The organism is Pseudomonas peradeniyensis (assembly GCF_014268935.2).
Classification (GTDB): domain Bacteria; phylum Pseudomonadota; class Gammaproteobacteria; order Pseudomonadales; family Pseudomonadaceae; genus Aquipseudomonas; species Aquipseudomonas peradeniyensis.
Map to the genome: position 1 here is coordinate 895,543 of NZ_JABWRJ020000001.1, position 22,408 is coordinate 917,950.

Annotated in this window: 27 protein-coding genes and 1 tRNA gene; 16 read left to right on the plus strand and 12 right to left on the minus strand. The window is 65.5% G+C overall.

Going from position 1 to position 22,408, the window contains the following annotated elements:
• Window positions 1-36: 36 nt before the first annotated feature.
• Complete coding sequence (locus HU751_RS04000) at window positions 37-1,098, plus strand: sigma-54 interaction domain-containing protein (protein WP_186732554.1); 1,062 nt, start codon at window positions 37-39, stop codon at window positions 1,096-1,098.
• A 572-nt stretch (window positions 1,099-1,670) separates the two neighbouring features.
• On the opposite strand, the gene HU751_RS04005 is transcribed toward HU751_RS04000, so the two are convergent.
• Window positions 1,671-2,135, minus strand: coding sequence for a nuclear transport factor 2 family protein (locus HU751_RS04005; protein ID WP_050705204.1), 465 nt, complete (start codon window positions 2,133-2,135; stop codon window positions 1,671-1,673).
• A gap of 176 nt (window positions 2,136-2,311) precedes the next feature.
• Here HU751_RS04005 and HU751_RS04010 point away from each other — a divergent pair, with 176 nt between their 5' ends.
• Complete coding sequence (locus tag HU751_RS04010; RefSeq protein ID WP_186732553.1) at window positions 2,312-2,503, plus strand: hypothetical protein; 192 nt, start codon at window positions 2,312-2,314, stop codon at window positions 2,501-2,503.
• A gap of 1 nt (window position 2,504) precedes the next feature.
• On the opposite strand, the gene HU751_RS04015 is transcribed toward HU751_RS04010, so the two are convergent.
• From HU751_RS04015 to nhaR, 3 genes are all read right to left on the minus strand, one after another.
• Window positions 2,505-3,146, minus strand: a complete 642-nt coding sequence (locus tag HU751_RS04015; protein WP_186732552.1) for a YceH family protein — start codon at window positions 3,144-3,146, stop codon at window positions 2,505-2,507.
• 123 nt (window positions 3,147-3,269) lie between these two features.
• Window positions 3,270-4,481: a serine/threonine transporter SstT gene (gene sstT / locus HU751_RS04020; RefSeq protein WP_186732551.1), complete on the minus strand. Its 1,212-nt coding sequence runs from the start codon at window positions 4,479-4,481 to the stop codon at window positions 3,270-3,272.
• A 95-nt stretch (window positions 4,482-4,576) separates the two neighbouring features.
• Window positions 4,577-5,470: a transcriptional activator NhaR gene (gene nhaR, locus HU751_RS04025; RefSeq protein WP_050705208.1), complete on the minus strand. Its 894-nt coding sequence runs from the start codon at window positions 5,468-5,470 to the stop codon at window positions 4,577-4,579.
• A 132-nt stretch (window positions 5,471-5,602) separates the two neighbouring features.
• On the opposite strand from nhaR, the gene HU751_RS04030 reads away from it, so the two are divergent.
• Window positions 5,603-5,842 carry a hypothetical protein gene (locus HU751_RS04030; RefSeq protein WP_050705209.1) on the plus strand — a complete coding sequence of 80 codons (240 nt, stop codon included), beginning with the start codon at window positions 5,603-5,605 and terminating at the stop codon, window positions 5,840-5,842.
• A gap of 15 nt (window positions 5,843-5,857) precedes the next feature.
• Complete coding sequence (locus tag HU751_RS04035) at window positions 5,858-6,613, plus strand: TerC family protein (protein WP_186713437.1); 756 nt, start codon at window positions 5,858-5,860, stop codon at window positions 6,611-6,613.
• A 78-nt stretch (window positions 6,614-6,691) separates the two neighbouring features.
• Here HU751_RS04035 and HU751_RS04040 read toward each other — a convergent pair whose 3' ends face one another.
• Complete coding sequence (locus HU751_RS04040; protein WP_186732550.1) at window positions 6,692-6,871, minus strand: hypothetical protein; 180 nt, start codon at window positions 6,869-6,871, stop codon at window positions 6,692-6,694.
• 204 nt (window positions 6,872-7,075) lie between these two features.
• Here HU751_RS04040 and HU751_RS04045 point away from each other — a divergent pair, with 204 nt between their 5' ends.
• On the plus strand, window positions 7,076-7,768 hold the full coding sequence (locus HU751_RS04045; protein WP_052896440.1) for a peptidase C39 family protein: 693 nt from the start codon (window positions 7,076-7,078) through the stop codon (window positions 7,766-7,768).
• 74 nt (window positions 7,769-7,842) lie between these two features.
• Here the strand turns inward: HU751_RS04045 and HU751_RS04050 are convergent, their stop codons facing one another.
• On the minus strand, window positions 7,843-9,126 hold the full coding sequence (locus tag HU751_RS04050) for an NAD(P)/FAD-dependent oxidoreductase (RefSeq protein WP_186732549.1): 1,284 nt from the start codon (window positions 9,124-9,126) through the stop codon (window positions 7,843-7,845).
• A 202-nt stretch (window positions 9,127-9,328) separates the two neighbouring features.
• On the opposite strand from HU751_RS04050, the gene HU751_RS04055 reads away from it, so the two are divergent.
• From HU751_RS04055 to HU751_RS04065, 3 genes are all read left to right on the plus strand, one after another.
• A tRNA-Val gene (locus tag HU751_RS04055) sits at window positions 9,329-9,405 on the plus strand.
• Between the two features lie 155 nt (window positions 9,406-9,560).
• A complete protein-coding gene (locus tag HU751_RS04060; RefSeq protein ID WP_050705215.1) occupies window positions 9,561-10,130 on the plus strand; it encodes an SPOR domain-containing protein in 570 nt (189 codons plus the stop codon).
• Window positions 10,131-10,267: 137 nt separating this feature from the next.
• Window positions 10,268-10,693 carry a bifunctional (p)ppGpp synthetase/guanosine-3',5'-bis(diphosphate) 3'-pyrophosphohydrolase gene (locus tag HU751_RS04065; protein ID WP_050705216.1) on the plus strand — a complete coding sequence of 142 codons (426 nt, stop codon included), beginning with the start codon at window positions 10,268-10,270 and terminating at the stop codon, window positions 10,691-10,693.
• Between the two features lie 6 nt (window positions 10,694-10,699).
• Here the strand turns inward: HU751_RS04065 and HU751_RS04070 are convergent, their stop codons facing one another.
• The 3 genes from HU751_RS04070 to HU751_RS04080 all read right to left on the minus strand — a co-directional run bounded on the left by HU751_RS04070 (window position 10,700) and on the right by HU751_RS04080 (window position 12,954).
• Window positions 10,700-11,389 (minus strand): endonuclease, encoded by a 690-nt coding sequence (locus HU751_RS04070; protein WP_050705217.1) that lies wholly within the window; start codon window positions 11,387-11,389, stop codon window positions 10,700-10,702.
• Window positions 11,390-11,395: 6 nt separating this feature from the next.
• Window positions 11,396-11,638: a DUF1654 domain-containing protein gene (locus HU751_RS04075; RefSeq protein ID WP_050705218.1), complete on the minus strand. Its 243-nt coding sequence runs from the start codon at window positions 11,636-11,638 to the stop codon at window positions 11,396-11,398.
• 227 nt (window positions 11,639-11,865) lie between these two features.
• Window positions 11,866-12,954, minus strand: coding sequence for an asparaginase (locus tag HU751_RS04080; protein WP_186716449.1), 1,089 nt, complete (start codon window positions 12,952-12,954; stop codon window positions 11,866-11,868).
• 342 nt (window positions 12,955-13,296) lie between these two features.
• On the opposite strand from HU751_RS04080, the gene HU751_RS04085 reads away from it, so the two are divergent.
• The 7 genes from HU751_RS04085 (at window position 13,297) to HU751_RS04115 (ending at window position 20,452) form a co-directional block, all read left to right on the plus strand.
• Window positions 13,297-14,244 (plus strand): sugar ABC transporter substrate-binding protein, encoded by a 948-nt coding sequence (locus HU751_RS04085; RefSeq protein WP_186732548.1) that lies wholly within the window; start codon window positions 13,297-13,299, stop codon window positions 14,242-14,244.
• A gap of 154 nt (window positions 14,245-14,398) precedes the next feature.
• Window positions 14,399-15,952 carry a sugar ABC transporter ATP-binding protein gene (locus HU751_RS04090; RefSeq protein ID WP_186732547.1) on the plus strand — a complete coding sequence of 518 codons (1,554 nt, stop codon included), beginning with the start codon at window positions 14,399-14,401 and terminating at the stop codon, window positions 15,950-15,952.
• Window positions 15,949-16,941: an ABC transporter permease gene (locus HU751_RS04095; RefSeq protein ID WP_186732546.1), complete on the plus strand. Its 993-nt coding sequence runs from the start codon at window positions 15,949-15,951 to the stop codon at window positions 16,939-16,941. Before HU751_RS04090 ends, HU751_RS04095 begins: the two co-directional genes overlap by 4 nt.
• Before the next feature lie 4 nt (window positions 16,942-16,945).
• On the plus strand, window positions 16,946-17,971 hold the full coding sequence (locus tag HU751_RS04100; protein WP_186716439.1) for a LacI family DNA-binding transcriptional regulator: 1,026 nt from the start codon (window positions 16,946-16,948) through the stop codon (window positions 17,969-17,971).
• Window positions 17,972-17,980: 9 nt separating this feature from the next.
• Complete coding sequence (rbsK, locus tag HU751_RS04105) at window positions 17,981-18,889, plus strand: ribokinase (RefSeq protein ID WP_186732545.1); 909 nt, start codon at window positions 17,981-17,983, stop codon at window positions 18,887-18,889.
• Entirely contained in the window at window positions 18,886-19,290 is a 405-nt protein-coding gene (gene rbsD, locus HU751_RS04110) for a D-ribose pyranase (protein WP_186732544.1), read from the plus strand. The genes rbsK and rbsD overlap by 4 nt, the downstream gene beginning before the upstream one ends.
• Window positions 19,291-19,441: 151 nt before the next feature.
• Entirely contained in the window at window positions 19,442-20,452 is a 1,011-nt protein-coding gene (locus HU751_RS04115) for a nucleoside hydrolase (protein ID WP_186732543.1), read from the plus strand.
• On the opposite strand, the gene HU751_RS04120 is transcribed toward HU751_RS04115, so the two are convergent.
• Window positions 20,424-20,636 (minus strand): hypothetical protein, encoded by a 213-nt coding sequence (locus HU751_RS04120; protein WP_028691462.1) that lies wholly within the window; start codon window positions 20,634-20,636, stop codon window positions 20,424-20,426. The genes HU751_RS04115 and HU751_RS04120 overlap by 29 nt on opposite strands.
• 288 nt (window positions 20,637-20,924) lie before the next feature.
• Between HU751_RS04120 and HU751_RS04125 the strand changes: the two genes are divergently transcribed.
• Window positions 20,925-21,245 carry an I78 family peptidase inhibitor gene (locus HU751_RS04125; protein ID WP_186732542.1) on the plus strand — a complete coding sequence of 107 codons (321 nt, stop codon included), beginning with the start codon at window positions 20,925-20,927 and terminating at the stop codon, window positions 21,243-21,245.
• Between the two features lie 276 nt (window positions 21,246-21,521).
• Here the strand turns inward: HU751_RS04125 and HU751_RS04130 are convergent, their stop codons facing one another.
• Window positions 21,522-21,734 (minus strand): cold-shock protein, encoded by a 213-nt coding sequence (locus HU751_RS04130; RefSeq protein WP_007956027.1) that lies wholly within the window; start codon window positions 21,732-21,734, stop codon window positions 21,522-21,524.
• A 163-nt stretch (window positions 21,735-21,897) separates the two neighbouring features.
• Window positions 21,898-22,203, minus strand: coding sequence for a hypothetical protein (locus HU751_RS04135; protein ID WP_110738971.1), 306 nt, complete (start codon window positions 22,201-22,203; stop codon window positions 21,898-21,900).
• Window positions 22,204-22,408 lie beyond the last annotated feature (205 nt).

The window sequence follows — 22,408 nt, forward strand, 5'->3', positions numbered from 1 at the left end:
CTATGAGGGCGCGCACACACTGCCAGGAATGCCCCCATGTCGCTGATTACCCATCCCAATGCCCGCGAGCTGACCAAATCCGTGCGCGCCACCGTGCTGGTGTTCAAGGACCCGCGCTCCCAGGAGCTGCTCAGCCGCATCGAGCGCCTGGCCCCCAGCGAAGCCAACACCCTCATCATCGGCGAGACCGGCACCGGCAAGGAACTGGTGGCCCGCCATATCCACAACCTCAGCCGCCGCCATCGCGAGCCTTTCGTTGCGGTGAACTGCGGCGCCTTCGCCGAGACCTTGGTGGAGAGCGAGCTGTTCGGCCACGAGAAGGGCGCCTTCACCGGCGCCACCTCGAACAAGGCCGGCTGGTTCGAGGCCGCCAATGGCGGGACGTTGTTCCTCGACGAGATCGGCGACCTGCCGCTGAACATGCAGGTGAAGCTGCTGCGGGTACTGCAGGAGCGTGAAGTGGTGCGCCTCGGCTCGCGCACCCCGGTGCCGATCAACGTGCGCCTGGTGGCGGCGACCAACGTCAACCTGGCCGACGCCGTGGTGGCCGGGCACTTTCGCGAAGACCTGTTCTACCGCCTGCACGTGGCGACCATCCGCCTGCCGGCGCTGCGCGAGCGGCCGGGGGATATCCTGCCGCTGGCCGAGTTCTTCATCGAGGAGCATTGCCGGCGCCTGGGCTACGAGCGCGCCAGCCTGAGCATCGAGGCCGAGCGCAAGCTGCTGGCGCACAGCTGGCCGGGCAACATCCGCGAACTGGAGAACGCCATTCACCATGCGCTGCTGGTGTGCCGCCAGCAGCAGGTGGCGCCGGGGGACCTGCACCTGGTGGACATGCGCCCGCAGGCGCTGGGGCAACCGGAGGTGACCGGATTGCCGGCACTGGGCGCGGTGGCGCCGGTGAGCCTGGAAAGCGCCTTGCTGGCATTGTTCGAGCAGAATATTCCGGACCTGTACGAGCACATCGAGGAGACTGTGTTCCGCGCCGCGTACCGGTATTGCCATGGCAATCAGTTGCAGACCGGGCGGTTGCTGAACATCAGCCGCAATATCGTGCGGGCGCGGTTGGAGAAGATCGGGGAGTTGGGGGGACGTTAAGCGAGTGATGGCGAAAGACGGCCATGCGCGTTCCCCTGTAGGAGCGGCCTTGTGTCGCGAAAGGGCCGCGTAGCGGCCCCGGCGATATCAGCGTGAGGCACAAATTCTGGGGGCGCTTCGCACCCCTTTCCGGCCGGTCCGACGCCTCGGCAAGGCCGCTCCTACAGGCATCTTGAATGGCTTGGGGCTGCTACACGCCTGCTGGCTGTCGTGCCATCGACCCTGCTTACGCTGAGCATTTCACCGACCCTGACCTTGCGTCGGGGACTGGCCTTGCCCAGTACTGTCCGGGCACCATCAGCCTCGATACGTACCAGTTCACCCCCGTCGACACACAGAATGCCGCATGGGCTGTCTTGCACGGCGCGTAGGTAGGCCGAGTGCGTGGCCAGGGTGGCGAACAGAGGAATCTGTTGCTCAAGGGCATCAAGAGGTCTCATCGGGCTGTTCTGGAGTGGAGTCGCCCTGCAGTCTGGCACAACGCTGCGCTCACCGTTTCCCAGGCTCACGTAGTCCGTTTCCCAAACCTGAAACGGGGCCGTCGAGCGGCCCCGCAGATCCGGCGTCGGTCCTCAGAAGCCGAAGTCGCTCAGCCCAGGATGATCGTCCGGGCGGCGTCCCAGCGGCCAGCGGAACTTGCGCTCGGCTTCACTGATGGGCTGTTCGTTGATGCTGGCGTGGCGGTTGCGCATCAGCCCGTCCTCGGCGAACTCCCAGTTCTCGTTGCCGTAGGCGCGGTACCACTGGCCGCTGTCGTCGCGGTATTCGTAGGCGTAGCGCACGGCGATGCGGTTGTCGGTGAAGGCCCAGAGTTCCTTGATCAGGCGGTACTCCAGTTCGCGGTTCCACTTGCGGGTGAGGAAGGCCTGGGCCTCTTCGCGGCTGCTGCAGAACTCGGCGCGGTTGCGCCAGTGGGTGTCGAGGGTATAGGCCAGGGCCACCTTGGCGGCGTCGCGGCTGTTCCAGCCGTCTTCGGCCAGGCGCACCTTCTCGATGGCGGTTTCACGGGTAAAGGGGGGCAGTGGTGGGCGGGACATCGTAGTCGATCCTTGCGGGAAGTGGGTTTGCAGGACCGAGATTAGACCCGTCGCAGGGCAGGGAGAATCGGTGCGCCAGGCACTTCATAATTGTCCTCGGAGGAACAATCCGCGCGGGGGGACCAGGCCTGGCTGTCTATAGTTACCGCACCAGCCAGCCCCACTGGAGCCCACTCATGAACCTGATCAGCCGCGAACCCTGGTGGCTCGTCCCGCCCAAGCCCGGGCAGACCGAGCAGGACCTGCACTGGGGCTACCTGGAAATCTACGCCGACGGCCGCACCGTGTTCGTCGACCAGCGCCCCAGTGAGCGGGAGCTGGCCGAACGCAAGAGCTGCCGCCACTTCCCCGACGCCGAAAAGCCCTGAGTCAACCTTCGAGCTGGGCCAGGCGCGCCTCCAGCGCCGCCACCCGGGCTTCCAGCGCCTCGATGCGCTCGTCCGCCGCGCTGGCGACGCGGCCGCCGCCATCCTGCTGGCGGGCGGCGAGAATCGCCTCGATCTCGGCCGGGTCGCCCAGGGCGTGGGTGTAGCGGTCTTCGCGCTGGCCGGCCTGGCGCGGCAGATGCAGGGCCAGTTCGCGCGAGACCAGGCGCTCGAGCTGGTGCTGGACCTGATCGACGTCCTCGAAGGCGTACAGGCGGTTGCTGCGGGTCAGCAGCTCGCTGAGGGTCTGCGGGCCGCGCAGGAACATCAGCCCCATCAGCACCAGCTGCGCCGGCACCAGTTCCAGGGCCTTGTCCACCCGCTGTTCCCAGCGGTCGGCGCGGCTGCCCATCTGCAGGCGAGCCATCTCCTGGTTCTCCAGGGCGCGCAGGGCCTGGCCGACTTGGCCGGGGGAGAGGTTCATGACGGGTTCGCGGCTGGTCTTCTGGTTGCAGGCCAGGACCAGGGCATTGAGGGTCAGGGGGTAGGTTTCCGGGCTGGTGGCCTGCTTCTCGATCAGCGAACCGAGCACGCGGATCTCGATGCTGCTGAAACGGCCTTCGCCGGTGGTTTCGTATTCTGACATGGCCCTGTCTCATTGCGAGGAAAAGGCCACTAGCCTAGGTAAAGCGCCGGGCTTAAGCAATCACCGGGGCATCGCGGGTCAAGCTCGCTCCCACCGGGAACGGCTTGACCCGCGACAGGGGCGTCAGGCGCTGCGTTGCTCCATGGCCTGGCACGCCGCCGCGGTGAACAGCACGTCGGTGGAGGAGTTCAGCGCGGTTTCCGCCGAATCCTGCAGCACGCCGATGATGAAGCCGACCGCCACCACCTGCATGGCGATCTCGCTGGGGATGCCGAACAGGCTGCAGGCCAGCGGGATCAGCAGCAGCGAGCCGCCGGCCACGCCCGAGGCGCCACAGGCGCAGACCGCCGCCACCACGCTGAGCAGCACCGCGGTCGGCAGGTCCACCGGGATGCCCAGGGTGTGCACGGCGGCCAGGGTCAGCACGGTGATGGTGATCGCCGCGCCGGCCATGTTGATGGTCGCGCCCAACGGGATCGACACCGAATAGGTGTCCTCATGCAGGCCGAGCTTTTCCGACAACGCCAGGTTGACCGGGATGTTGGCCGCCGAGCTGCGGGTGAAGAACGCGGTGATGCCGCTCTCGCGCAGGCACAGCAGGGTCAGCGGGTAGGGGTTGCGGCGGATCTTCCAGAACACGATCAGCGGGTTCATCACCAGCGCCACGAACAGCATGCAGCCGATCAGCACGCCGAGCAGGTGCAGGTAGCCGAGCAGCGCGTCCAGGCCCGATTGTGCCAGGGTGGCGCTGACCAGGCCGAAGATGCCCAGCGGGGCGAAGCGGATCACCACGCGCACGATCAGGGTCACGCCGTTGGACAGATCCTCGACCACGGTGCGGGTGGTGTCGTTGGCATGACGCAGGGCCACGCCCAGGCCGATGGCCCAGGTCAGCACGCCGATGAAGTTGGCGTTGAGCAGCGCGTTGACCGGGTTGTCCACGGCGCTGAGCAGCAGGTTCTGCAGCACCTCGGAGATACCGCCGGGGGCGCTCAGCGCGGCATCGCTGGTAGACAGCGCCAGGTTGGACGGGAACAGCATGCTCGCCGCCACGGCCACCACCGCCGCGGCGAAGGTGCCCAGCAGGTACAGCCAGAGGATCGGGCGGATGTGGGTTTCCTGGCCATGGCGGTGGTTGGCGATCGAGGCCATCACCAGGATGAACACCAGCACCGGCGCCACGGCCTTCAGGGCGCTGACGAAGACCTTGCCGAGGAACGCCAGGTCGCGGGCCACGGCGGGGGCGAGCAGGGCGAGGAGAATGCCGGCCACCAGGCCGATGCAGATCTGCGTCACCAGGCCGGTGCGGTTGATGAGGCGGAGGATGGGGGTCATGTGCAGCGCAATCCAGTTACGTGAAAGCGCGCGACTTTATCACAGACCCGCAGGGCATAGCGTGGGTGGGGCTTGCCCTGCGATCATCGGCCGCTCTACCAGTGAAACAACTCCCGCCGCGCGCCCTCGGTGATCGCCAGGATCCCCGGGTGCTTGACCTTGCGCTCCACCGAAATGGCGTAGAACGACTCGTTCACCGCCTCGGTCTGGCCGATCAGGCGCACCCCGTACTGGCGGCAGACCTCCTCGGCGATCACGCTGGGGGCGACGAAGATGCCGCTGCCCGACTGGCCGAAGGCCTGCATCAGCGCGCTGTCGTCGAATTCGCCGACGATGCGCGGCTGCACCTGCTGTTCGGCCAGCCAGCGCAGCAGCCGGCTGCGCACCACGGTCTCCTGGCCGGGGATCAGCAACGGCGCGTCGTCCAGGCAGGCGGGGAAGGGCCGGTCGAGGCGTTCGGCCAGCGTGGGCGTGGCGAAGAAGCTCAGGCCGCATTCGCCGAGTTTCTGGCTGTAGCCCTTGATGTCCAGGTGGCTGGGCATGGGGCTGTCGGAGATCACCAGGTCCAGGCGCTGGATCGCCAGGTCCGCCAGCAGCCGCTCGAGCTTGTCCTCGCGGCAGCTGATGCGCAGCACCTCGTCCAGCTCCATGGTCGGCGCCAGCAGGCGGTAGACGATGGACTTGGGCACCACGTCGGCCACCCCCACGCGAAACAGGATCTGCTCCTGCGGCCCGGCCCGCAGCATGGCCTCCAGCTCACCGCCGATCTGGAACATCTGCTCGGCGTAGACCAGCGCCTGACGCCCGGTCTCGGTCAGCTCCAGCTGGCGGCCGACGCGCTGGAACAGCTCCAGGTTCCAGGTCTGCTCGAACAGGCTGATCTGGCCGCTGATGGTCTGCGGGGTGAGGTTCAGTTGCTCGCTGGCGCGGGCGATGCTGCCGGTCTTGGCCACGGCCCAGAAATAGTGGAGCTGGCGGTAGTTGAGCATGGCCTGCCTCAGTTCGAAAAAACCGAAGTATACACGCCGAAAAAACGAATTTTCCGGATGTTTCAGCCTCTTTAGAATGCCTCCCCATCAGGCGCATGACGCGCCGCCCGGAATTCGACAAGCGAGGACCTCATGCTACAACTCAAATCCATTGGTACACCGCTGGTGCTGGCCCTGGCCCTGTTCGCCATGTCCGGTTGCGACCAGGCCGAGAAATCCGCCCAGCAGATGCTCGACCAGGCCGCCGAAACCGCCAAGCAGGCCATCGACAAGACCAACGACGCCGCCCAGCAGGCCCTGAGCGACGCCATCGGCAGCGATGCCGAGAAGGCCAAGGCCGAAGACGACAAGAAAGACACCCAGGACATCTGAGAGCAGGACTGACCAATGGAATATTTGCTGGAACTCGCCGCAAGCCCCACCGCCTGGGTTGCCCTCGCCACCCTGGTGGCCATGGAGGTCGTGCTCGGCATCGACAACCTGATCTTCATCTCCATCCTCACCAACAAGCTGCCTGAGCAGTACCGCTCCAAGGCCCGCCGTATCGGTATCAGCATGGCCCTGGTCATGCGCCTGGCGCTGCTCAGCACCGTGGCCTGGATCGTCCAGCTGACCGAACCGGTCATCGAGGTGTTCGGCCACACGTTCTCGTGGAAGGACATGATCCTCATCGCCGGTGGCCTGTTCCTGCTGTGGAAGGCGACCAAGGAGATCCATGAAAGCGTCGACCCGCATGGCGCCAAGGAAGAGTCCAAGGCCGGCAACGCCGTGACCATCGGCTTCACCGCGGCAATCTTCCAGATCCTGCTGCTGGACATCGTCTTCTCGATCGACAGCATCATCACCGCCGTGGGCATGACCGAGCACCTGCCGATCATGATCATCGCCGTGATCAGCGCCGTGATCGTGATGCTGGTGGCCGCCGACCCGCTGGCCAAGTTCATCAACGACAACCCGACCGTGGTGATGCTGGCCCTGGGCTTCCTGATCATGATCGGCATGACCCTGATCGCCGAAGGCTTTGGCGCCCATGTACCGAAGGGTTATGTGTATGCGGCCATGGCGTTCTCGACGGCGATCGAGATCCTCAACATCCTGGCGCGCCGGGCGCGTTTGAAGCGTGAGGCGGCCGAGGGCAACTGAGCCGCGAGCTGCAAGTGATAAGCAAGAGGGAGCCTAGGCTCCCTCTTGTCGTTCATGGCTCGAAGTTTGTAGATGCTGTCAATGCGCCCCGGCATGGCGCCGGGCACGGCGCACCGGCGGGGCCTTGGCCACGGCCTGTGGGGGCAGATGGTGAGGGTGGGAATGCCGGCGCACGATGCGCAGCACCCCCCAGAGCATGGCCGCCGCGACGCTGAGCCACATGCCGACCAACACGAGAATTGCCATTGTCAGGCTCATGTGTGCCTCCTTCTCTCTGGCGAGCCGTGCTCGCCATCCAGACACAGCTTCAGTCTAGCCTGTTGCCTGTGACGTTCCATTGACCGAAGGTCTAGTCCTTGGGCCGTTTCGTTCCAAGTCAGCGCCGGGCTATACCCGCGGGCGTCGGCATCCTATGATCGGCTTCTTGGCCGGGCGCTGCCTGCCTGGCCGCGGAACAAGCGAGTGTCCACGTTGCAAAAGCTCTCCAAGTTTCGGGCCCTGGGCCCACGTCGCCTGCTGGCCGCCTGCCTGGTGGCGGCGACCCTGTCCGGCTGCGCCGGCACGCCACCGGCCGCGCTCAAGGGCCTGCCGCAGCGGGTCGAGATCAGCAGCGTGCCGTTCTATCGCGGCAACGCCAACCACAGCGGCTCGATGGCCCTGGCCGCGGTGCTGTCGCAACAGGGCGCGCCGATCACCCCGGGCCTGCTCGACAAGGCGCTGGGCCTGCCCAAGGCCGCCGAATCGCTGGACACCGGCATTCCCCGGGTAGCCCGCGAGTACGGGCGGGTGGTCTACCCGCTGGACAAGCACCTGGACGCGCTGCTCGCGCAAGTGGCCGCCGGCTATCCGGTGCTGCTGCGTTATCAGGAAGGTTCGGCCTGGTGGAGCGAGCCGCGTTACGCGGTGCTGATCGGCTACGACCGCTACAAGCAGCGGGTGCTGCTGCGCTCAGGGATGCATCGACGCCAGTTGATGGCCTTCGATGATTTCGAGTCGGCGTGGGCCAAGGAGGGCAATTGGGCGGTGCTGCTGCAGTCGCCACGGCAACTGCCGGCCCAGGTGGATCGCCAGCGCTGGTTGCAGGCGGCGGACGAGCTGGCCCGTGCGGGGCAGGAGATCGCGGCGAAGCAGGCGGTCACCAGCCTCGGGCATTGAGGCCGAAATGATCGCGGGGCAAGCCCGCTCCCACAATCAGCGTGGGAGCGAGCTTGCCCCGCGATGGCGTCACATCAGAAGCCCAGACGATCGCGCAGGCTGTAATACCAGGCACCAATGGCGCTGAACGGCACGCGCAGCATCTGCCCACCCGGGAACGGGTAGTGCGGCAGGCCGGCGAACGCATCGAAACGCTCGGCCTGGCCGCGCAGGGCCTCGGCCAGCACCTTGCCCGCCAGGTGGGTGTAGGTCACGCCGTGACCCGAGCAGCCCTGGGAGTAATAGATGTTGTCACCGATACGACCGACCTGCGGCAGACGCGACAGGGTCAGCAGGAAGTTGCCGGTCCAGGCGTAGTCGATCTTGACGTTCTTCAGCTGCGGGAAGGCCTTGAGCATCTTCGGACGGATGATCGCCTCGATGTTCGCCGGGTCGCGCGCGCCGTACACCACGCCACCGCCGAAGATCAGGCGCTTGTCGCTGGTCAGGCGGTAGTAGTCGAGCAGGTAGTTGCAGTCCTCGACGCAGTAGTCCTGCGGCAGCAGGGTGCGCGCCAGTTCCTCGCCCAGCGGCTCGGTGGTGATCACCTGGGTGCCGCATGGCATCGACTTGGCCGCCAGTTCCGGCACCAGGTTGCCCAGGTAGGCGTTGCCGGCGACGATGATGAACTTGGCGCGGACCTTGCCCTGTGGCGTGTGCACGACAGGGTTGGCGCCGCGCTCGATGCGCACGGCCGGGGTCTGCTCATAGATGATGCCGCCCAGCGACTCGACCGCGGCGGCTTCGCCCAGGGCCAGGTTCAGCGGGTGGATGTGGCCGCCGCTCATGTCGAGCATGCCGCCCAGGTAATTGTCGCAGGCCACCACTTCACGGATGCGCTTCTGGTCCATCAGCTCCAGCTGGGTGTGGCCGAAGCGTTCCCACAGGCGCTTTTGCGATTCCAGGTGGCCCATCTGCTTGCTGGTCAGCGCGGCGAACACGCCGCCGTCCTTCAGGTCGCACTGGATGTCGTACTTGGCCACGCGCTCACGGATGATGCGCCCGCCTTCGAAGGCCATCTGGCCCAGCAGTTGAGCCTGCTTGGGGCCGACGGTGCGTTCGATGACGTCGATGTCGCGGCTGTAGCTGTTGACGATCTGGCCGCCGTTGCGGCCCGAAGCACCGAAGCCGACCTTGGCGGCCTCGACGATGCTCACCTTGAAGCCGTTCTCCAGCAGGAACAGGGCGCTGGACAGGCCGGTGTAGCCGGCGCCGATGATGCACACATCGGTTTCCACCTCACCCTGCAGCGCCGGACGTGGCGGCACCGGGTTGGCCGAGGCGGCGTAGTAGGACTGGGGGTAGGGGGTGTTAGCCATGCTCGAGGAACCTCGTGTTTTATATTTTTAACGAATGTACCGATGCTATCAATAATAATAAACACCCGCTAGTCGTCCGGTGAAAATCCTTTACGCCCCCCTGAAACCTGGCCTTTCTATAAATAGTTTAAGTTTCAGTAGCTTAGCGTGAAAAAAAGTGTTGACAGGGTATCTGGATCGCGTAGAATGCGCCCCACACGACAGGCACATAGCTCAGTTGGTTAGAGCACCACCTTGACATGGTGGGGGTCGTTGGTTCGAGTCCAATTGTGCCTACCAAATCAGAAGAGGGCGATCCGCAAGGATCGCCCTTTTTGCTTTCCGCTGTTCGGTGTCCGCCGACACACGCTGCAACCTTCCACCTTCGCCTCATCCCTGCGGCTGTGCTATCCGCTCATGCTAGAATCCGCCCCTTCGAATCTGGAGGTACAGGCGTGCGCAAACTGGCGGTGGTAATGGCGGTGTTGGCCCTGGCGGGCTGTAACAACGAGGTCGAAGGCGTGCACAAGCAGGTGGCCGAACACCTGAACAACCCCAAGACGGCCAAGTTCGCCAACGTGCGCTTCGACACCCAGGGCTCCATCTGCGGCCAGGTGCGCGGCAAGGACGACGCCGGGCAGTACGAGGCCTATCGCAGCTACGTGGCGATCAAGCATGACGGCCAGTACGAAATCCTCATCGACGAAACCGGCAACAACCTGCGCATCCGCGAAGTCTGCGGTGGTGCCGACCTGCAGCGCCGCGCCGAGGCGCTGGCCGAGCAGCCGGCGCCGGAGGGTTGGGACGTCGAGGTGATCCAGGGGCCGAACATGGGCGCCCTGACCGACATGACCGCCCGCCTGATCGAGAAGGGCATTCCGTCCTGGGTCGAGTACCGCGACGGCAAACCGGTGGTGCTGATGGGCCCGTTCCCGGCCAAGGCCGAGGCCGATGCGCGCAAGGCCGAAGTGATGGCCAAGCTGGGCACCGACTCGATCGTCATCCAGCACGGCGTCAAGCGCTGATCGCGACGGCCACATAAATCCCTGTAGGAGCGGGCTTGTCCCGCGATGGCGTCAGAACAGGCTGCGGTGCTTCCCGGTCAGCCCGTGCAGCAGCAGCTATGCTGTCTACTGCGGGGGTTGAGTGGGGGAGGCGGCTCATGGCGACGCTGGAGCGGGCCATTGCGATGGCCATCAAGGCGCATGAAGGGCAGTTCGACAAAGGCGGTGCGGCGTACATCCTCCACCCGTTGCGGGTGATGGAGCGGGTGATTACCCCGGAGCAGCGCATCGTCGCGGTACTGCACGACGTGCTGGAAGACACCCCGCTCACCCTGTCCGACCTCGCCCGCGAAGGTTTCCCGCTGAAGATCCTCGCCGCGCTGCTGGCGCTGAGCCGTCGTGAAGGCGAGAGCTACGAGGCCTTCGTCATCCGCCTGGGCGTCGACCCCCTGGCGCGCCAGGTCAAGCTCGCTGACCTGGCCGACAACAGCGATCTCTCACGCATCCCTTGCCCGGGCCCTGCCGACCTGGCCCGGCTGTGCCGTTACCAGCAGGCCAGCGCCTACCTGCAGGCGCTGGTCTGACCCTGCTCAGCCGCAGGCCTTGAGGTTGACCGGCCCGACGAACTCGTTGCCGCGCCCCATCACGCACGCCACCTGCTGGTTGCGCTGCAGCTCCCAGGCCTGCGGCGGGTAGGTCTTGTTCCAGGCCTCGAACAGCTGGCGGTCCTGCCTGGACAGCCTCAGGTCATACTGCTTGCTCATATAGAAGTAGGTGCGCGCGATCATCCCGCGGATCGACGGGCGCGGCATGACCTTCTTGGCCTTGAAGTCGACCTGGGTCAGGCAGCTGCCGTACTGGCCGTGCTGCTCGGGCAGCCAGCCGAAGCTGAAGTTGCTGCGGTCGCCGTTGACCTCGCCGATGCTCGGCACCAGGTTGTGCAGGTCGGCCTCGGCGCGCTGGTAGACCTTGTCGTGGCGCGTGCAGTTCTTGCGCCCGCCGTCTTGCCAGCACTGGCGCTGGTGGCCGATCTGCCAGGCCGGGACGATGTGCTCCCATTCGATGCGCGAGGCGCGGTTGAGGTTCTTGCGCGGCGCGTAGCCGCAGGAGGCCAGGTCGACCTTGTTGCCCTTGTACTTGCAGCCGCAATAAAACTCCGTGGACTGCGGCGCGTACAGCTTCCAGGCGACCTTCTTGGCCTCCTGGAAGGTGCGCGGTGCGTCGGCGTGGGCGAGGGGGGCAAGCAGCAGCAGGCAGGCGGCGAAAAGCGAAACTCTCATGCGCGGTCAGTCTTCCTTCGGCACGGTCCAGAAAATCTGCACGCCGCCATCGTCGCGGTGGGCGAGGGTGACGTTGTCGTTCTCGGCGATTTCCTCGAGCAGGGTTGCCCAGTCGTCGGGCGACTCGTGCTCCAGGCGGAAGATCAAGGCGGCGCGGCTGCGCTGGGCGGTGGGGCTGTTGATGATCTTCTGGATGCGCTGACCCAGTAGTTCATAAGGGCTTGGCGACGCGGAGGCGGGTTTGGCCACGGGGCTTTTCCTTGTTTTGCTGTATGCGCATACAGTATTTCACTGTAAGCCGTTTCGCAACAGCAGGTAGGATGAAAGCCGTATAAGACCGTGGTAGAGGGATTGGTTCCATCGAAAGCATCGCGGGGCAAGCCCGCTCCCACAAAGGTCATGTGTGCCTCGTGGGAGCGGGCTTGCCCCGCGATAGGGCCGGTATGTTCAACACCCCAACCCGAGGTGCATGCCGATCAATATTCCCAGAAGATCCGCTGCAGCTCCTTGCTGTCCTGGGTCTTGGTCATCGCGACCATGGCCAGGATCCGCGCCTTCTGCGGATTCAGGTCGTGGGCCACGACCCAGTCGTTCTTGTCGTCAGGCTGTTCGGCGTTGCGCAGCACGAAGCCGCCCTGGTTGACGTGGGACGAACGGATGATCTGCACGCCGTCCTTGCGCAGCTCCTGCAGCGCCGGCACCACCCGCGACGATACCGAGCCGTTGCCGGTGCCGGCGTGGATGATCGCCTTGGCGCCACCCTGGGCCAGCGCCTTGTAGGCGGTGTCGGTCACGTTGCCGTAGCCGTAGGCGATGTCCACGGCCGGCAGCTTGCTGATGGTCTTGATGTCGAACTCGGAGTTGACGGTGTGACGCTTGGCCGGCAGGCGGAAGAAGTACGACTTGCCTTCCACGACCATACCCAGCGGGCCCCACTGGCTCTTGAAGGCTTCGGTCTTGATGTTGACCGCCTTGCTCACGTCGCGACCGGACTGGATCTCGTCGTTCATGGTCACCAGCACGCCCTTGCCGCGGGCGTCCTTGCTGCTGGCCACGGCCACGGCGTTGTACAGGTTGAGCATGCCGTCGGCGGACATCGCGGTGCCCGGACGCATCGAACCGACCACGATGATCGGCTTGTCGGTCTTCTCCACCAGGTTGAGGAAGTAGGCGGTTTCTTCCAGGGTGTCGGTGCCGTGGGTGATGACGATGCCATCGACGTCCTTGCTGTCGGCCAGTTCGGCGACGCGCTTGCCCAGCTTGAGCAGGTCGTCGTTGCCGATGCTTTCCGAGGCGACCTGCATCACCTGCTCGCCGCGCACGTTGGCCAGGTCCTTCAGCTCCGGCACGCCGGCGATCAGCTTGTCGATGCCTACCTTGGCCGCCTGGTAGGTGGCGCTGTTGGCGGCACTGGCGCCGGCGCCGGCGATGGTGCCGCCGGTGGCGAGGATCACCACGTTGGCGAGTTTCTGTTGTTGCGCGGCTTCCTTGGCGGAAACGGTGGTTGGCAGTACCAGCAGCAGCGCCAGGGCGCTCGGTGCGAAGGTCTTGATAGCGGTTTTCATCATTTCTGCTTCTCTCTTCCTGGAGGAGATGTGCGTTATGTCGCACTGGGGTAAAGGCAGATTTCGTACCAGCAACTACCGTTCGTCGTATTTCATCTTGAAACCCCTGTTTTGACTGGGGGTACTCGAAGCGACCAGAAGGTCAGAGGTGGGTGCGCGTGTTCGGCTGACCGAATTTTTGCTGGAAAGGTGTTCGGTTTTTCGGACGAATTGCGGATAATCCGACGCGCGTAGTCCTAGCTCCCTACGCAATGGATTTGACAAAACCGGCGGCTGTTTCCATAGTTGGTTACCGCAAACGTTTGCGATCCGATAAAAACCACAAGATTCGGAGTCATTTCCATGAAACTGCCGTTCCCCGGCCGTCCGCTGGCCCTCGCCGTTTTCTCGTCGCTGCTGTTCTCCCTGTCCACCGCCCACGCCGAGGAAGCGCCCAAGGTCGCCCTGGTGATGAAGTCCCTCGCCAACGAGTTCTTCCGCACGATGGAAGACGGCGCCAAGGCCTACCAGAAAGACCACCCCGACGATTTCACCCTGGTGGCCAACGGCATCAAGGACGAGACCGACACCGGCAACCAGATCCGCATCGTCGAGCAGATGATCGCCACCGGCGCCAAGGCCCTGGTCATCGCCCCGGCTGACTCCAAGGCGCTGGTGCCGGTGATCAAGAAGGCCATGGACGCCGGCATCACCGTGATCAACATCGATAACCGCCTCGACCCCGCCGTGCTCAAGAGCAAGGGCATCAGCGTGCCGTTCGTGGGCCCGGACAACCGCAAGGGCGCGCGCCTGGTCGGCGACTACCTGGCCCAGCAGAAGCTCAAGGCTGGTGATCAGGTCGGCATCATCGAAGGCGTGCCGACCACCACCAACGCCCAGCAGCGCACCGCTGGCTTCAAGGACGCCATGGAAGCCGCGCAGATGAAGATCGTTTCGGTGCAGTCGGGTAACTGGGAGATCGACAAGGGCAACGCCGTGGCCGCCTCGATGCTCAACGAATACCCCGACCTGAAGGCGCTGCTGGCCGGCAACGACAGCATGGCCCTGGGCGCCGTCTCGGCCGTGCGCGCCGCCGGCAAGACCGGCCAGGTGCAGGTGGTCGGCTACGACAACATCAATGCCATCAAGCCGATGCTCAAGGATGGCCGCGTGCTCGCCACCCTCGACCAGGCAGCCAGCCAGCAGGCGGTGTTCGGTATCCAGGCGGCTCTGAAGATGCTCAAGGGCGAGAAGCCAGGCGTGGATGCCGACAATGTCATCCAGACGCCGGTCGAGCTGATTACCCAGTGAAGTGATATCGCGGGGGCGTGGGAGCGGGCTTGCCCCGCGATGGTGTCGGAAGATGCAACAAGGGTATCTGCCCTGACGCTATCGCGGGGCAAGCCCGCTCCCACGAAAGCCCGCCTTATAAACGCGTCATGCTTCGTCCTAGGAGAGAATGGCCATGTCAGTACCGGCCAATGAAACCGTGCTAGCCGTCAGCGGCCTGGGCAAGACCTACGCCCAGCCCGTGCTCGGCGACGTCACCCTCGAGCTGCGCGGCGGCGAGGTGCTGGCCCTGACCGGCGAGAACGGCGCGGGCAAGTCGACCCTGTCCAAGCTGATCAGCGGCCTGGAGATCCCCACCACCGGGCAGATGCGCTATCGCGGCCAACCCTACAGCCCCGGCAACCGCGCCGAGGCCGAGCGCCTCGGCGTGCGCATGGTGATGCAGGAGCTCAACCTGCTGCCCACCCTGACCGTGGCCGAGAACCTGTTCCTCGACAACCTGCCCAGCCGCCTCGGCTGGGTCAACCAGAAGCGCCTGCGCCAGCTGGCCAGCGCGGCCATGGCCCAGGTCGGCCTGGACGCCATCGACCCGGACACTCCCGTGGGTGAGCTGGGCATCGGCCACCAGCAGATGGTCGAGATCGCCCGCAACCTGATCGGCGACTGCCATGTGCTGATCTTCGACGAACCCACGGCCATGCTCACCGCCCGCGAGGTGGAGCTGCTGTTCACCCAGATCGAGCGCCTGCGCCAGCGCGGCGTGGCCATCGTCTACATTTCCCACCGCCTCGAAGAGCTGCAGCGCGTGGCCCAGCGCATTGCCGTGCTGCGCGACGGCAAGCTGGTGTGCGCCGAGCCGATCCAGCGCTACAACAGCGAGCAACTGGTCAACCTGATGGTTGGTCGCGAGCTGGGCGAGCACATCGACCTCGGCCAGCGCAGCATCGGCGCGCCGCTGCTCAGGGTCGACAAGCTCAGCCGTGGCGACAAGGTGCGCGAAGTGTCATTCGAGGTCAGGGCAGGGGAGATCTTCGGCATCTCCGGCCTGATCGGCGCCGGGCGTACCGAACTGCTGCGCCTGATCTACGGTGCCGACCGCGCCGACAGCGGCCAGGTCGCCCTTGGCCAGCCGCCGCTGCCGGTGACCATCGATTCGCCCAAGGCCGCGGTCAAGGCCGGCATCGCCCTGATCACCGAGGACCGCAAGGGCGAAGGCCTGCTGCTGAGCCAGTCGATCAGTGCCAACATCGCCCTGGGCAATCTCGGTGCAGTGTCCCGCGCCGGCGTGCTCGACCGCGACGCCGAACGTGAACTGGCCGAGCGCCAGATCGGCGCCATGCGCATCCGCAGCGCCAGCCCCGCCCAGGCCGTGGGCGAGCTGTCCGGCGGCAACCAGCAGAAGGTGGTGATCGGCCGCTGGCTGGAGCGCGACTGCCAGGTGCTGCTGTTCGACGAGCCCACCCGTGGCATCGACGTCGGCGCCAAGTTCGACATCTATGGCCTGCTCGCCGAACTCGCCCGCCAGGGCAAGGCCATCGTCGTGGTGTCCAGCGACCTGCGCGAGCTGATGCTGATCTGCGACCGCATCGCCGTGCTCAGCGCCGGGCGCCTGATCGACACCTTCGACCGCGATCATTGGACCCAGGACCAACTGCTTGCCGCCGCCTTCGCCGGCTACCAGAAACGTGATGCCCTGCTGCACGACGCAGCCCCCAGGATGGACGCATGAAAACCACAACAAACACCTCGGGCGCCGCGCCCGTGCGCCGCAGCGGCACCTATTTCGGCCTGGGCACCTACCTGGGCCTGGCCGGCGCCTTGCTGGCGATGATCGTGCTGTTCTCGATGCTGAGCAGCCACTTCCTGTCCTATGCCACCTTCAGCACCCTGGCCAACCAGATCCCCGACCTGATGGTGCTGGCGGTGGGCATGACCTTCATCCTGATCATCGGCGGCATCGACCTGTCGGTGGGCTCGGTGCTGGCCCTGGCCGCTTCGACGGTTAGCGTGGCGATTCTCGGCTGGGGCTGGAGCGTCCTGCCCGCCGCGCTGCTGGGCATGGCCGTGGCGGCACTGGCCGGCACCGTCACCGGCAGCATCACCGTGGCCTGGCGCATCCCTTCGTTCATCGTCTCGCTGGGCGTGCTGGAAATGGCCAGGGGCCTGGCCTACCAGTTCACCGACTCGCGCACCGCCTACATCGGCGACGCCTTCGCCTGGTTCTCCAACCCCGTGGCCTTCGGCATCTCGCCGGCGTTCATCATCGCCTTGCTGGTGATCGTCGCTGCCCAGCTGGTGCTGACCCGCACCGTGTTCGGCCGCTACCTGATCGGCATCGGCACCAACGAAGAGGCCGTGCGCCTGGCCGGCATCGACCCGCGCCCCTACAAGATCCTGGTGTTCGCCCTGATGGGCGTGCTCGCCGGCCTCGCCGCGCTGTTCCAGATTTCGCGCCTGGAGGCCGCCGACCCCAACGCCGGCTCCGGCCTCGAGCTGCAGGTGATCGCCGCCGTGGTGATCGGCGGCACCAGCCTGATGGGCGGGCGCGGCTCGGTCATAAGCACCTTCTTCGGCGTGCTGATCATTTCGGTATTGGCCGCCGGCCTGGCCCAGATCGGCGCCTCCGAGCCGACCAAACGCATCATCACCGGGGCGGTCATCGTCATCGCCGTGGTACTCGACACTTACCGCAGCCGGCGCGCGAACCGGCGGAACTGAAACCATGGCAACCATCAAAGATGTCGCGGCACTGGCGGGGATTTCCTACACCACCGTGTCCCATGTACTGAACAAGACCCGCCCGGTCAGCGAGCACGTGCGCCTGAAGGTCGAGGCGGCGATTGCCGAGCTCGACTACGTGCCCAGCGCCGTGGCGCGCTCGCTCAAGGCGCGCAGCACCGCCACCATCGGCCTGCTGGTGCCCAACAGCGTCAACCCGTACTTCGCCGAGCTGGCCCGGGGCATCGAGGACGCCTGCGAGCGCAACGGCTACTGCGTGATCCTGTGCAATTCCGACGACAACCCGCAGAAGCAGCGCAGCTACCTGCGCGTGCTCCTGGAAAAACGCATCGATGGGCTGATCGTCGCCTCGGTGGGCGAGGACCAGGACCTGCTCGACAGCCTCAGCGGCGTGCGCACGCCGATGGTCATCGTCGACCGCGCCCTGGACGGCGTCGAGGCCGACCTGGTGCGCATCGACCACGAGCAGGGCGCCTACCTGGCCACCCGTCACCTGCTGGAGCTGGGCCACCGCGAGATCGCCACCATCGGCGGTCCGGTGGACACCGGTGTCAGCCAGCTGCGCCTGGCCGGTTTCCGCCGGGCGATGGCCGAGGCCGGCGTGCGCATCGCCCCCGGCCATGTACTGCACAGCGACTTCACCAGCCCCGGCGGGCATGCCGCCGCGGCGCGCCTGCTCGACGGCGAGCGGCCCACGGCGATCTTCGCCGGCAACGACATGATTGGTTTTGGCGTGTTGCGCGCCGCCGCCGAGCGCAACATCGACGTGCCCGGCGAGCTGTCGGTGATCGGTTTCGACGATATCGAGCTGAGCCGCTACGTGTACCCGGCGCTGACCACGGTCGGCCAGTCGATCCGCGAACTGGGCGAGAGTGCCGCCGGCCTGTTGCTGTCGCGCATCGTCACGCCGCGGCGCGACGGCGCCGCCGAGCAGCGCATCGTCGCCCCGCGCATCGTCTTGCGTGAATCCACCGGGCCGCGCCCGGACCTGTTCAACGATTACCGTTAAGGAATACCCATGGATGCCAAGGTGGTGGTGGTCGGCAGCCTCAACATGGACCTGGTGGCCCGCGCCCAGCGCCTGCCCCGGGGCGGCGAGACGCTGACCGGCGACAGTTTCTTCACCGCGCCCGGCGGCAAGGGCGCCAACCAGGCCGTGGCCGTGGCCCGGCTGGGCGCCAGCGTGGCGATGGTCGGCAACGTCGGTGACGATGCCTATGGCCAGCAGCTGCGTCAGGCGCTGAAGCGCGAGGGCGTCGATTGCCAGGGTGTGAGCCTGTGCGAGGGCGTGTCCAGCGGCGTGGCGCTGATCGTGGTGGATGCCGCCAGCCAGAACGCCATCGTCGTCATTCCCGGTGGCAACGGCCTGCTCGGGCCCGAGTCGGTGAGCCGCTTCGACCACCTGCTGCAGGAGGCCGAGGTGATCATCTGCCAGCTTGAGGTGCCCACGGCCACGGTGGCCTGGACCCTGGCCCGTGGCCGCGAGCTGGGCAAGACCGTGATCCTCAACCCGGCGCCGGCCAGCGGACCGTTGCCGGCGGAGTGGTACGCCTATATCGACTACCTGATCCCCAACGAGAGCGAGGCCGAGGCCCTGGCCGGGGTGCAGGTCGACGACCAGGACAGCGCCCGTCGGGCGGCCGAACGCCTGCGTCAGCTCGGCGCGGGCAAGGTGATCGTCACCCTGGGCGGTGATGGCGCGTTGCTGGTCGATGCCGCCGGTAGCCGGCATTTCCCGGCGCCCCAAGTGCAAGCGGTGGACACCACGGCGGCCGGCGACACCTTCGTCGGTGGCTTCGCCGCCGGCCTGGCACGCGGCCTGCCCGAGGACGAGGCGATCGGCTTCGGCCAGCGCGCCGCCGCGTTGTCGGTGACCCGAGTCGGCGCGCAGCCGTCGATCCCTTACCTGAAGGAGCTGGCGCCATGAAGAAGACGCCGCTGTTGAACATCGCCCTGTCGCGGACCATCGCCGGGCTGGGTCATGGCGACATCCTGGTGATCGGTGATGCCGGCCTGCCGGTGCCGCCGGGCGTGGAGCTGATCGACCTGGCGCTGACGCCGGGCATCCCGGATTTCGCCAGCGTGCTGCGCGTGGTGCTGAGCGAGATGCAGGTCGAGCGCCATGTGCTGGCCGAGGAGGTGTTCCAGGCTTTGCCGCCAGGGTTGGCCGAGGTCGAGCGGCTGCATGCCGGCGGCGAACTGGGCCAGCGCCAGGTGCTGAGCCATGTCGATTTCAAGACCCTGTGTCGCCAGGCCCGGGCCGTGGTGCGTACGGGGGAGTGCAAGCCCTACAGCAATATTGCCCTGGTGGCTGGCGTTACCTTTTAGACCGAATGCGAGGGCTTTGCCCTCGATCGCGGGTCAAGCCCGCTCCCACGCCAGAACACTTATGCGGTGCTGGCGTGGGAGCAGGCTTGCCCCGCGATAGGCCGCAGAGCGGTCACCCTTGAATCCATCCCCTAGCAACAAGGAGTGCTGAATGTCCCTCAAATCCCTGCTCCAAGGAGCCGTCCTCATGTCCGCGCTAGCCGCCACCGCCGTCATGGCCGCGCCCCGCGACCTGATCATCGACACCGACCCCGGCGCCGACGACGTGGTAGCCCTGCTGCTGGCCATGGCCTCGCCCGAGGAACTTAAAATCCGCGCCATCACCACCGTGGCCGGCAACGTGCGCCTGGAAAAGACCTCGCGCAACGCCCGCCTGGCCCGTGAATGGGCAGGCCGCGAAGAAATCCCGGTATATGCCGGGGCAGGGCGGCCGATGGTGCGCACGCCGATCTACGCCGCCAACGTCCACGGCGAGGAAGGCCTGACCGGCGTCAAGGTCCACGAGCCGAAAAAGCCCCTGGCCAACGGCAATGCCGTGCAGTACCTGATCGACACCCTGGGCGCCGCCGAGCCCCACAGCATCACCGTGGCCATGCTCGGCCCACAGACCAACCTGGCCCTGGCGCTGATCCAGAAGCCCGAGATCGTCAACGGCATCAAGGAAGTGGTGGTGATGGGCGGCGCCCACTTCAACGGCGGCAACATCACCCCGGCCGCTGAGTTCAACCTGTTCGCCGACCCGCACGCCGCCGAAGTGGTGCTGGCCAGCGGCGTCAAGCTGACCTACCTGCCGCTGGACGTCACCCACAAGGTGCTCACCAGCGACGCCCGCCTCAAGCAACTGGCGGCGGTGAACAACAATGCCAGCAAGCTGGTGGTGGACATCCTCAACGCCTACATCAAGTTCGACATGGACAACTACGGCATGCCCGGCGGCCCGGTGCACGACGCCAGCGTCATCGCCTACCTGCTCAAGCCCGAGCTGTTCAAGGGCCGCCAGGTACACATGGTGGTCGACAGCCGTGAAGGCCCGACCTTCGGCCAGACCATCGCCGACTGGTACGGCGTGCTCAAGCAGCCGGCCAACGTGATGTGGATCGAGGAGGGCGATGCCCAGGGCTTCTTCGACCTGCTCAGCGCCCGCCTGGCGCGATTGAAATAGCCTCGTGCGGCGCGTGGCGCTCGAGCACCTGCTCGATGAAGCTGCGCGCCGCGTCACCACCGCGGTCGCGCACCAGCAGGTCGACGGCGATCAGCATCAGTTCTTCGGGCGTGCTCGGACTGTAGGCGCTCTGGCCCTCGTCCCACTTGACCTTGATATCGGCGTCGATGCTGTGGCTGCTCATGGGGCGGTTCTCGCTGGGGCCTGGGTGAAAGGTCGAATACCGCGTCCTGGCGTTCGAAGGGGAGGCATTTTGCACTCCGCTTCTTGCAGTAAATCATGCCTTTGCGTGACGGGACCTGCGACTTAAGCATAAGGGGCGCGGTTGGCCGAACCGACGGTTCGGTGCAAAATCCGGTCACGATTGCCTTTCGCGTCAAGTGGCCGAGTCAGGCAGAATCGTGCGGTTGTGCAACAAATGCCTGGAGGAATTGTCGCATCAGGCAGTTCCCGGATTTATTTAGGAGGATTCATGTTCCGTACCCGCGCTTCCCTGGCGACCTTGCTGGTGGCTTCCGTTCTGGCAGGTTGCAGCACCGGTGGCTCCTCGGGCGGCAGCAGTGCCCAGGCCACCCCGGCCGGCAATGACGGCCGCTGCGAAGCCAGTGGCGCCGACTTCACCATCGGCAAGCTGGCCTCGCCAGAGCTGCTGGAGCAGGCGCGCAAGGCCAGTGGCTCGCAGATGGCGCGCATCCTCAAGCCTCACGACATGATCACCCTGGAATACCGTTCCGAGCGGCTGAACCTGAATGTCGACGACAAGGGTGTGGTTACCCGCGTCAACTGCGGCTGACCTCCCGGCGCTGTCCGCTCTAATTGGCTCACCAGAACGTTTCGGCTTAACGGGGCAGCGTGGGAGCGGGCTTGCCCCGCGATCACCGGCGAGCCGGTGCCATACACCGGATCGCGGGGCAAGCCCGCTCCCACGCTGGTGATGTTACGAAGCAGCTCCTGGCATACGTGCTCGCAGGGTGACTTCCTGCGTCATCCTGATAGCCCAAGGCGCACTGCAGCGCAGCCAATAAAAAACCCGCCACAAGTGGCGGGTTTTTTTGCAGCTATCCGAAAATTACTCCGGACGAACCTGCGCAGCCTGCATGCCCTTCTGGCCTTTTTCGGCTACGAAGGAAACAGTTTGGCCTTCTTTCAGGCTTTTGAAACCGTCGGTTTCGATAGCCTTGAAGTGTACGAACAGGTCGTCGCCGCCGCCTTGAGGAGTGATGAAGCCGAAGCCTTTCTCATCGTTGAACCACTTGACGGTGCCGGTTTGGCGATTGGACATGGGGTGAATCTCCAGAAACATGATTTTTTATCGGGGTGCAATGTCGCCGTGGCTTCAGTAGCACCGACGACACTATAGTCCATTTCTGCGTATCTAGCGCCTTTTACCTTCGCAGGATGTTGATCCAGCGCAAAAGATGCGTGCAATGGCCAGTCAACCCTGCCTATTTTGCGGTGCAGGTGGCCCGTACTGCCTGCTGGGCCTTCTGCATCAGATTGGCGTCAACGCCATCCTCCGCGGTGGTGAGGTCATTGATTTCCTTGTCGGTGAATTTCTCCTTGATCACTTTGGCGCCACATTCGCAGTGCTTCTTCGCCGTCGCCGCGTCCACGCCCTGGCCGCTTGCCACCTGTTGGCACTGAGCCATGTAGGGCGCCTCCTTGCCGGCGGGGAAATTGCCTGCGTTGGCAGCCAGCGGCAGCAGCAGGGCGCTTGCAGCGCAGGCAGCCAGAAGGGACTGAAGTCGCATAACCGAACACTCCTTGGGTAAAGGTCTCATCAAGAGTAGGTTGCTTCAGAAGGTCTGATAGGAAATTTTCCGCACAAGTTCACCCCGGCGGCGTAATTTCCAAATATTTCTGCGACCCGGTGCAACCCGCGTGCTAGCATGCTCGGCTTGCGGCTCGCCACTGGCGGCCTGCAACTTTTACCTTCCAGTCACTCTGGTTCGACCC

Coding starts and splice junctions, on each gene's coding strand:
- HU751_RS04000 (WP_186732554.1), top strand. CDS start 37: ATGTCGCTGATTACCCATCCCAATGCCCGCGAGCTGACCAAATCCGTG.
- HU751_RS04005 (WP_050705204.1), bottom strand. CDS start 2,135: ATGTCCCGCCCACCACTGCCCCCCTTTACCCGTGAAACCGCCATCGAG.
- HU751_RS04010 (WP_186732553.1), top strand. CDS start 2,312: ATGAACCTGATCAGCCGCGAACCCTGGTGGCTCGTCCCGCCCAAGCCC.
- HU751_RS04015 (WP_186732552.1), bottom strand. CDS start 3,146: ATGTCAGAATACGAAACCACCGGCGAAGGCCGTTTCAGCAGCATCGAG.
- sstT (WP_186732551.1), bottom strand. CDS start 4,481: ATGACCCCCATCCTCCGCCTCATCAACCGCACCGGCCTGGTGACGCAG.
- nhaR (WP_050705208.1), bottom strand. CDS start 5,470: ATGCTCAACTACCGCCAGCTCCACTATTTCTGGGCCGTGGCCAAGACC.
- HU751_RS04030 (WP_050705209.1), top strand. CDS start 5,603: ATGCTACAACTCAAATCCATTGGTACACCGCTGGTGCTGGCCCTGGCC.
- HU751_RS04035 (WP_186713437.1), top strand. CDS start 5,858: ATGGAATATTTGCTGGAACTCGCCGCAAGCCCCACCGCCTGGGTTGCC.
- HU751_RS04040 (WP_186732550.1), bottom strand. CDS start 6,871: ATGAGCCTGACAATGGCAATTCTCGTGTTGGTCGGCATGTGGCTCAGC.
- HU751_RS04050 (WP_186732549.1), bottom strand. CDS start 9,126: ATGGCTAACACCCCCTACCCCCAGTCCTACTACGCCGCCTCGGCCAAC.
- HU751_RS04065 (WP_050705216.1), top strand. CDS start 10,268: ATGGCGACGCTGGAGCGGGCCATTGCGATGGCCATCAAGGCGCATGAA.
- HU751_RS04070 (WP_050705217.1), bottom strand. CDS start 11,389: ATGAGAGTTTCGCTTTTCGCCGCCTGCCTGCTGCTGCTTGCCCCCCTC.
- HU751_RS04080 (WP_186716449.1), bottom strand. CDS start 12,954: ATGAAAACCGCTATCAAGACCTTCGCACCGAGCGCCCTGGCGCTGCTG.
- HU751_RS04085 (WP_186732548.1), top strand. CDS start 13,297: ATGAAACTGCCGTTCCCCGGCCGTCCGCTGGCCCTCGCCGTTTTCTCG.
- HU751_RS04090 (WP_186732547.1), top strand. CDS start 14,399: ATGTCAGTACCGGCCAATGAAACCGTGCTAGCCGTCAGCGGCCTGGGC.
- HU751_RS04095 (WP_186732546.1), top strand. CDS start 15,949: ATGAAAACCACAACAAACACCTCGGGCGCCGCGCCCGTGCGCCGCAGC.
- HU751_RS04100 (WP_186716439.1), top strand. CDS start 16,946: ATGGCAACCATCAAAGATGTCGCGGCACTGGCGGGGATTTCCTACACC.
- rbsK (WP_186732545.1), top strand. CDS start 17,981: ATGGATGCCAAGGTGGTGGTGGTCGGCAGCCTCAACATGGACCTGGTG.
- rbsD (WP_186732544.1), top strand. CDS start 18,886: ATGAAGAAGACGCCGCTGTTGAACATCGCCCTGTCGCGGACCATCGCC.
- HU751_RS04115 (WP_186732543.1), top strand. CDS start 19,442: ATGTCCCTCAAATCCCTGCTCCAAGGAGCCGTCCTCATGTCCGCGCTA.
- HU751_RS04120 (WP_028691462.1), bottom strand. CDS start 20,636: ATGAGCAGCCACAGCATCGACGCCGATATCAAGGTCAAGTGGGACGAG.
- HU751_RS04125 (WP_186732542.1), top strand. CDS start 20,925: ATGTTCCGTACCCGCGCTTCCCTGGCGACCTTGCTGGTGGCTTCCGTT.
- HU751_RS04130 (WP_007956027.1), bottom strand. CDS start 21,734: ATGTCCAATCGCCAAACCGGCACCGTCAAGTGGTTCAACGATGAGAAA.
- HU751_RS04135 (WP_110738971.1), bottom strand. CDS start 22,203: ATGCGACTTCAGTCCCTTCTGGCTGCCTGCGCTGCAAGCGCCCTGCTG.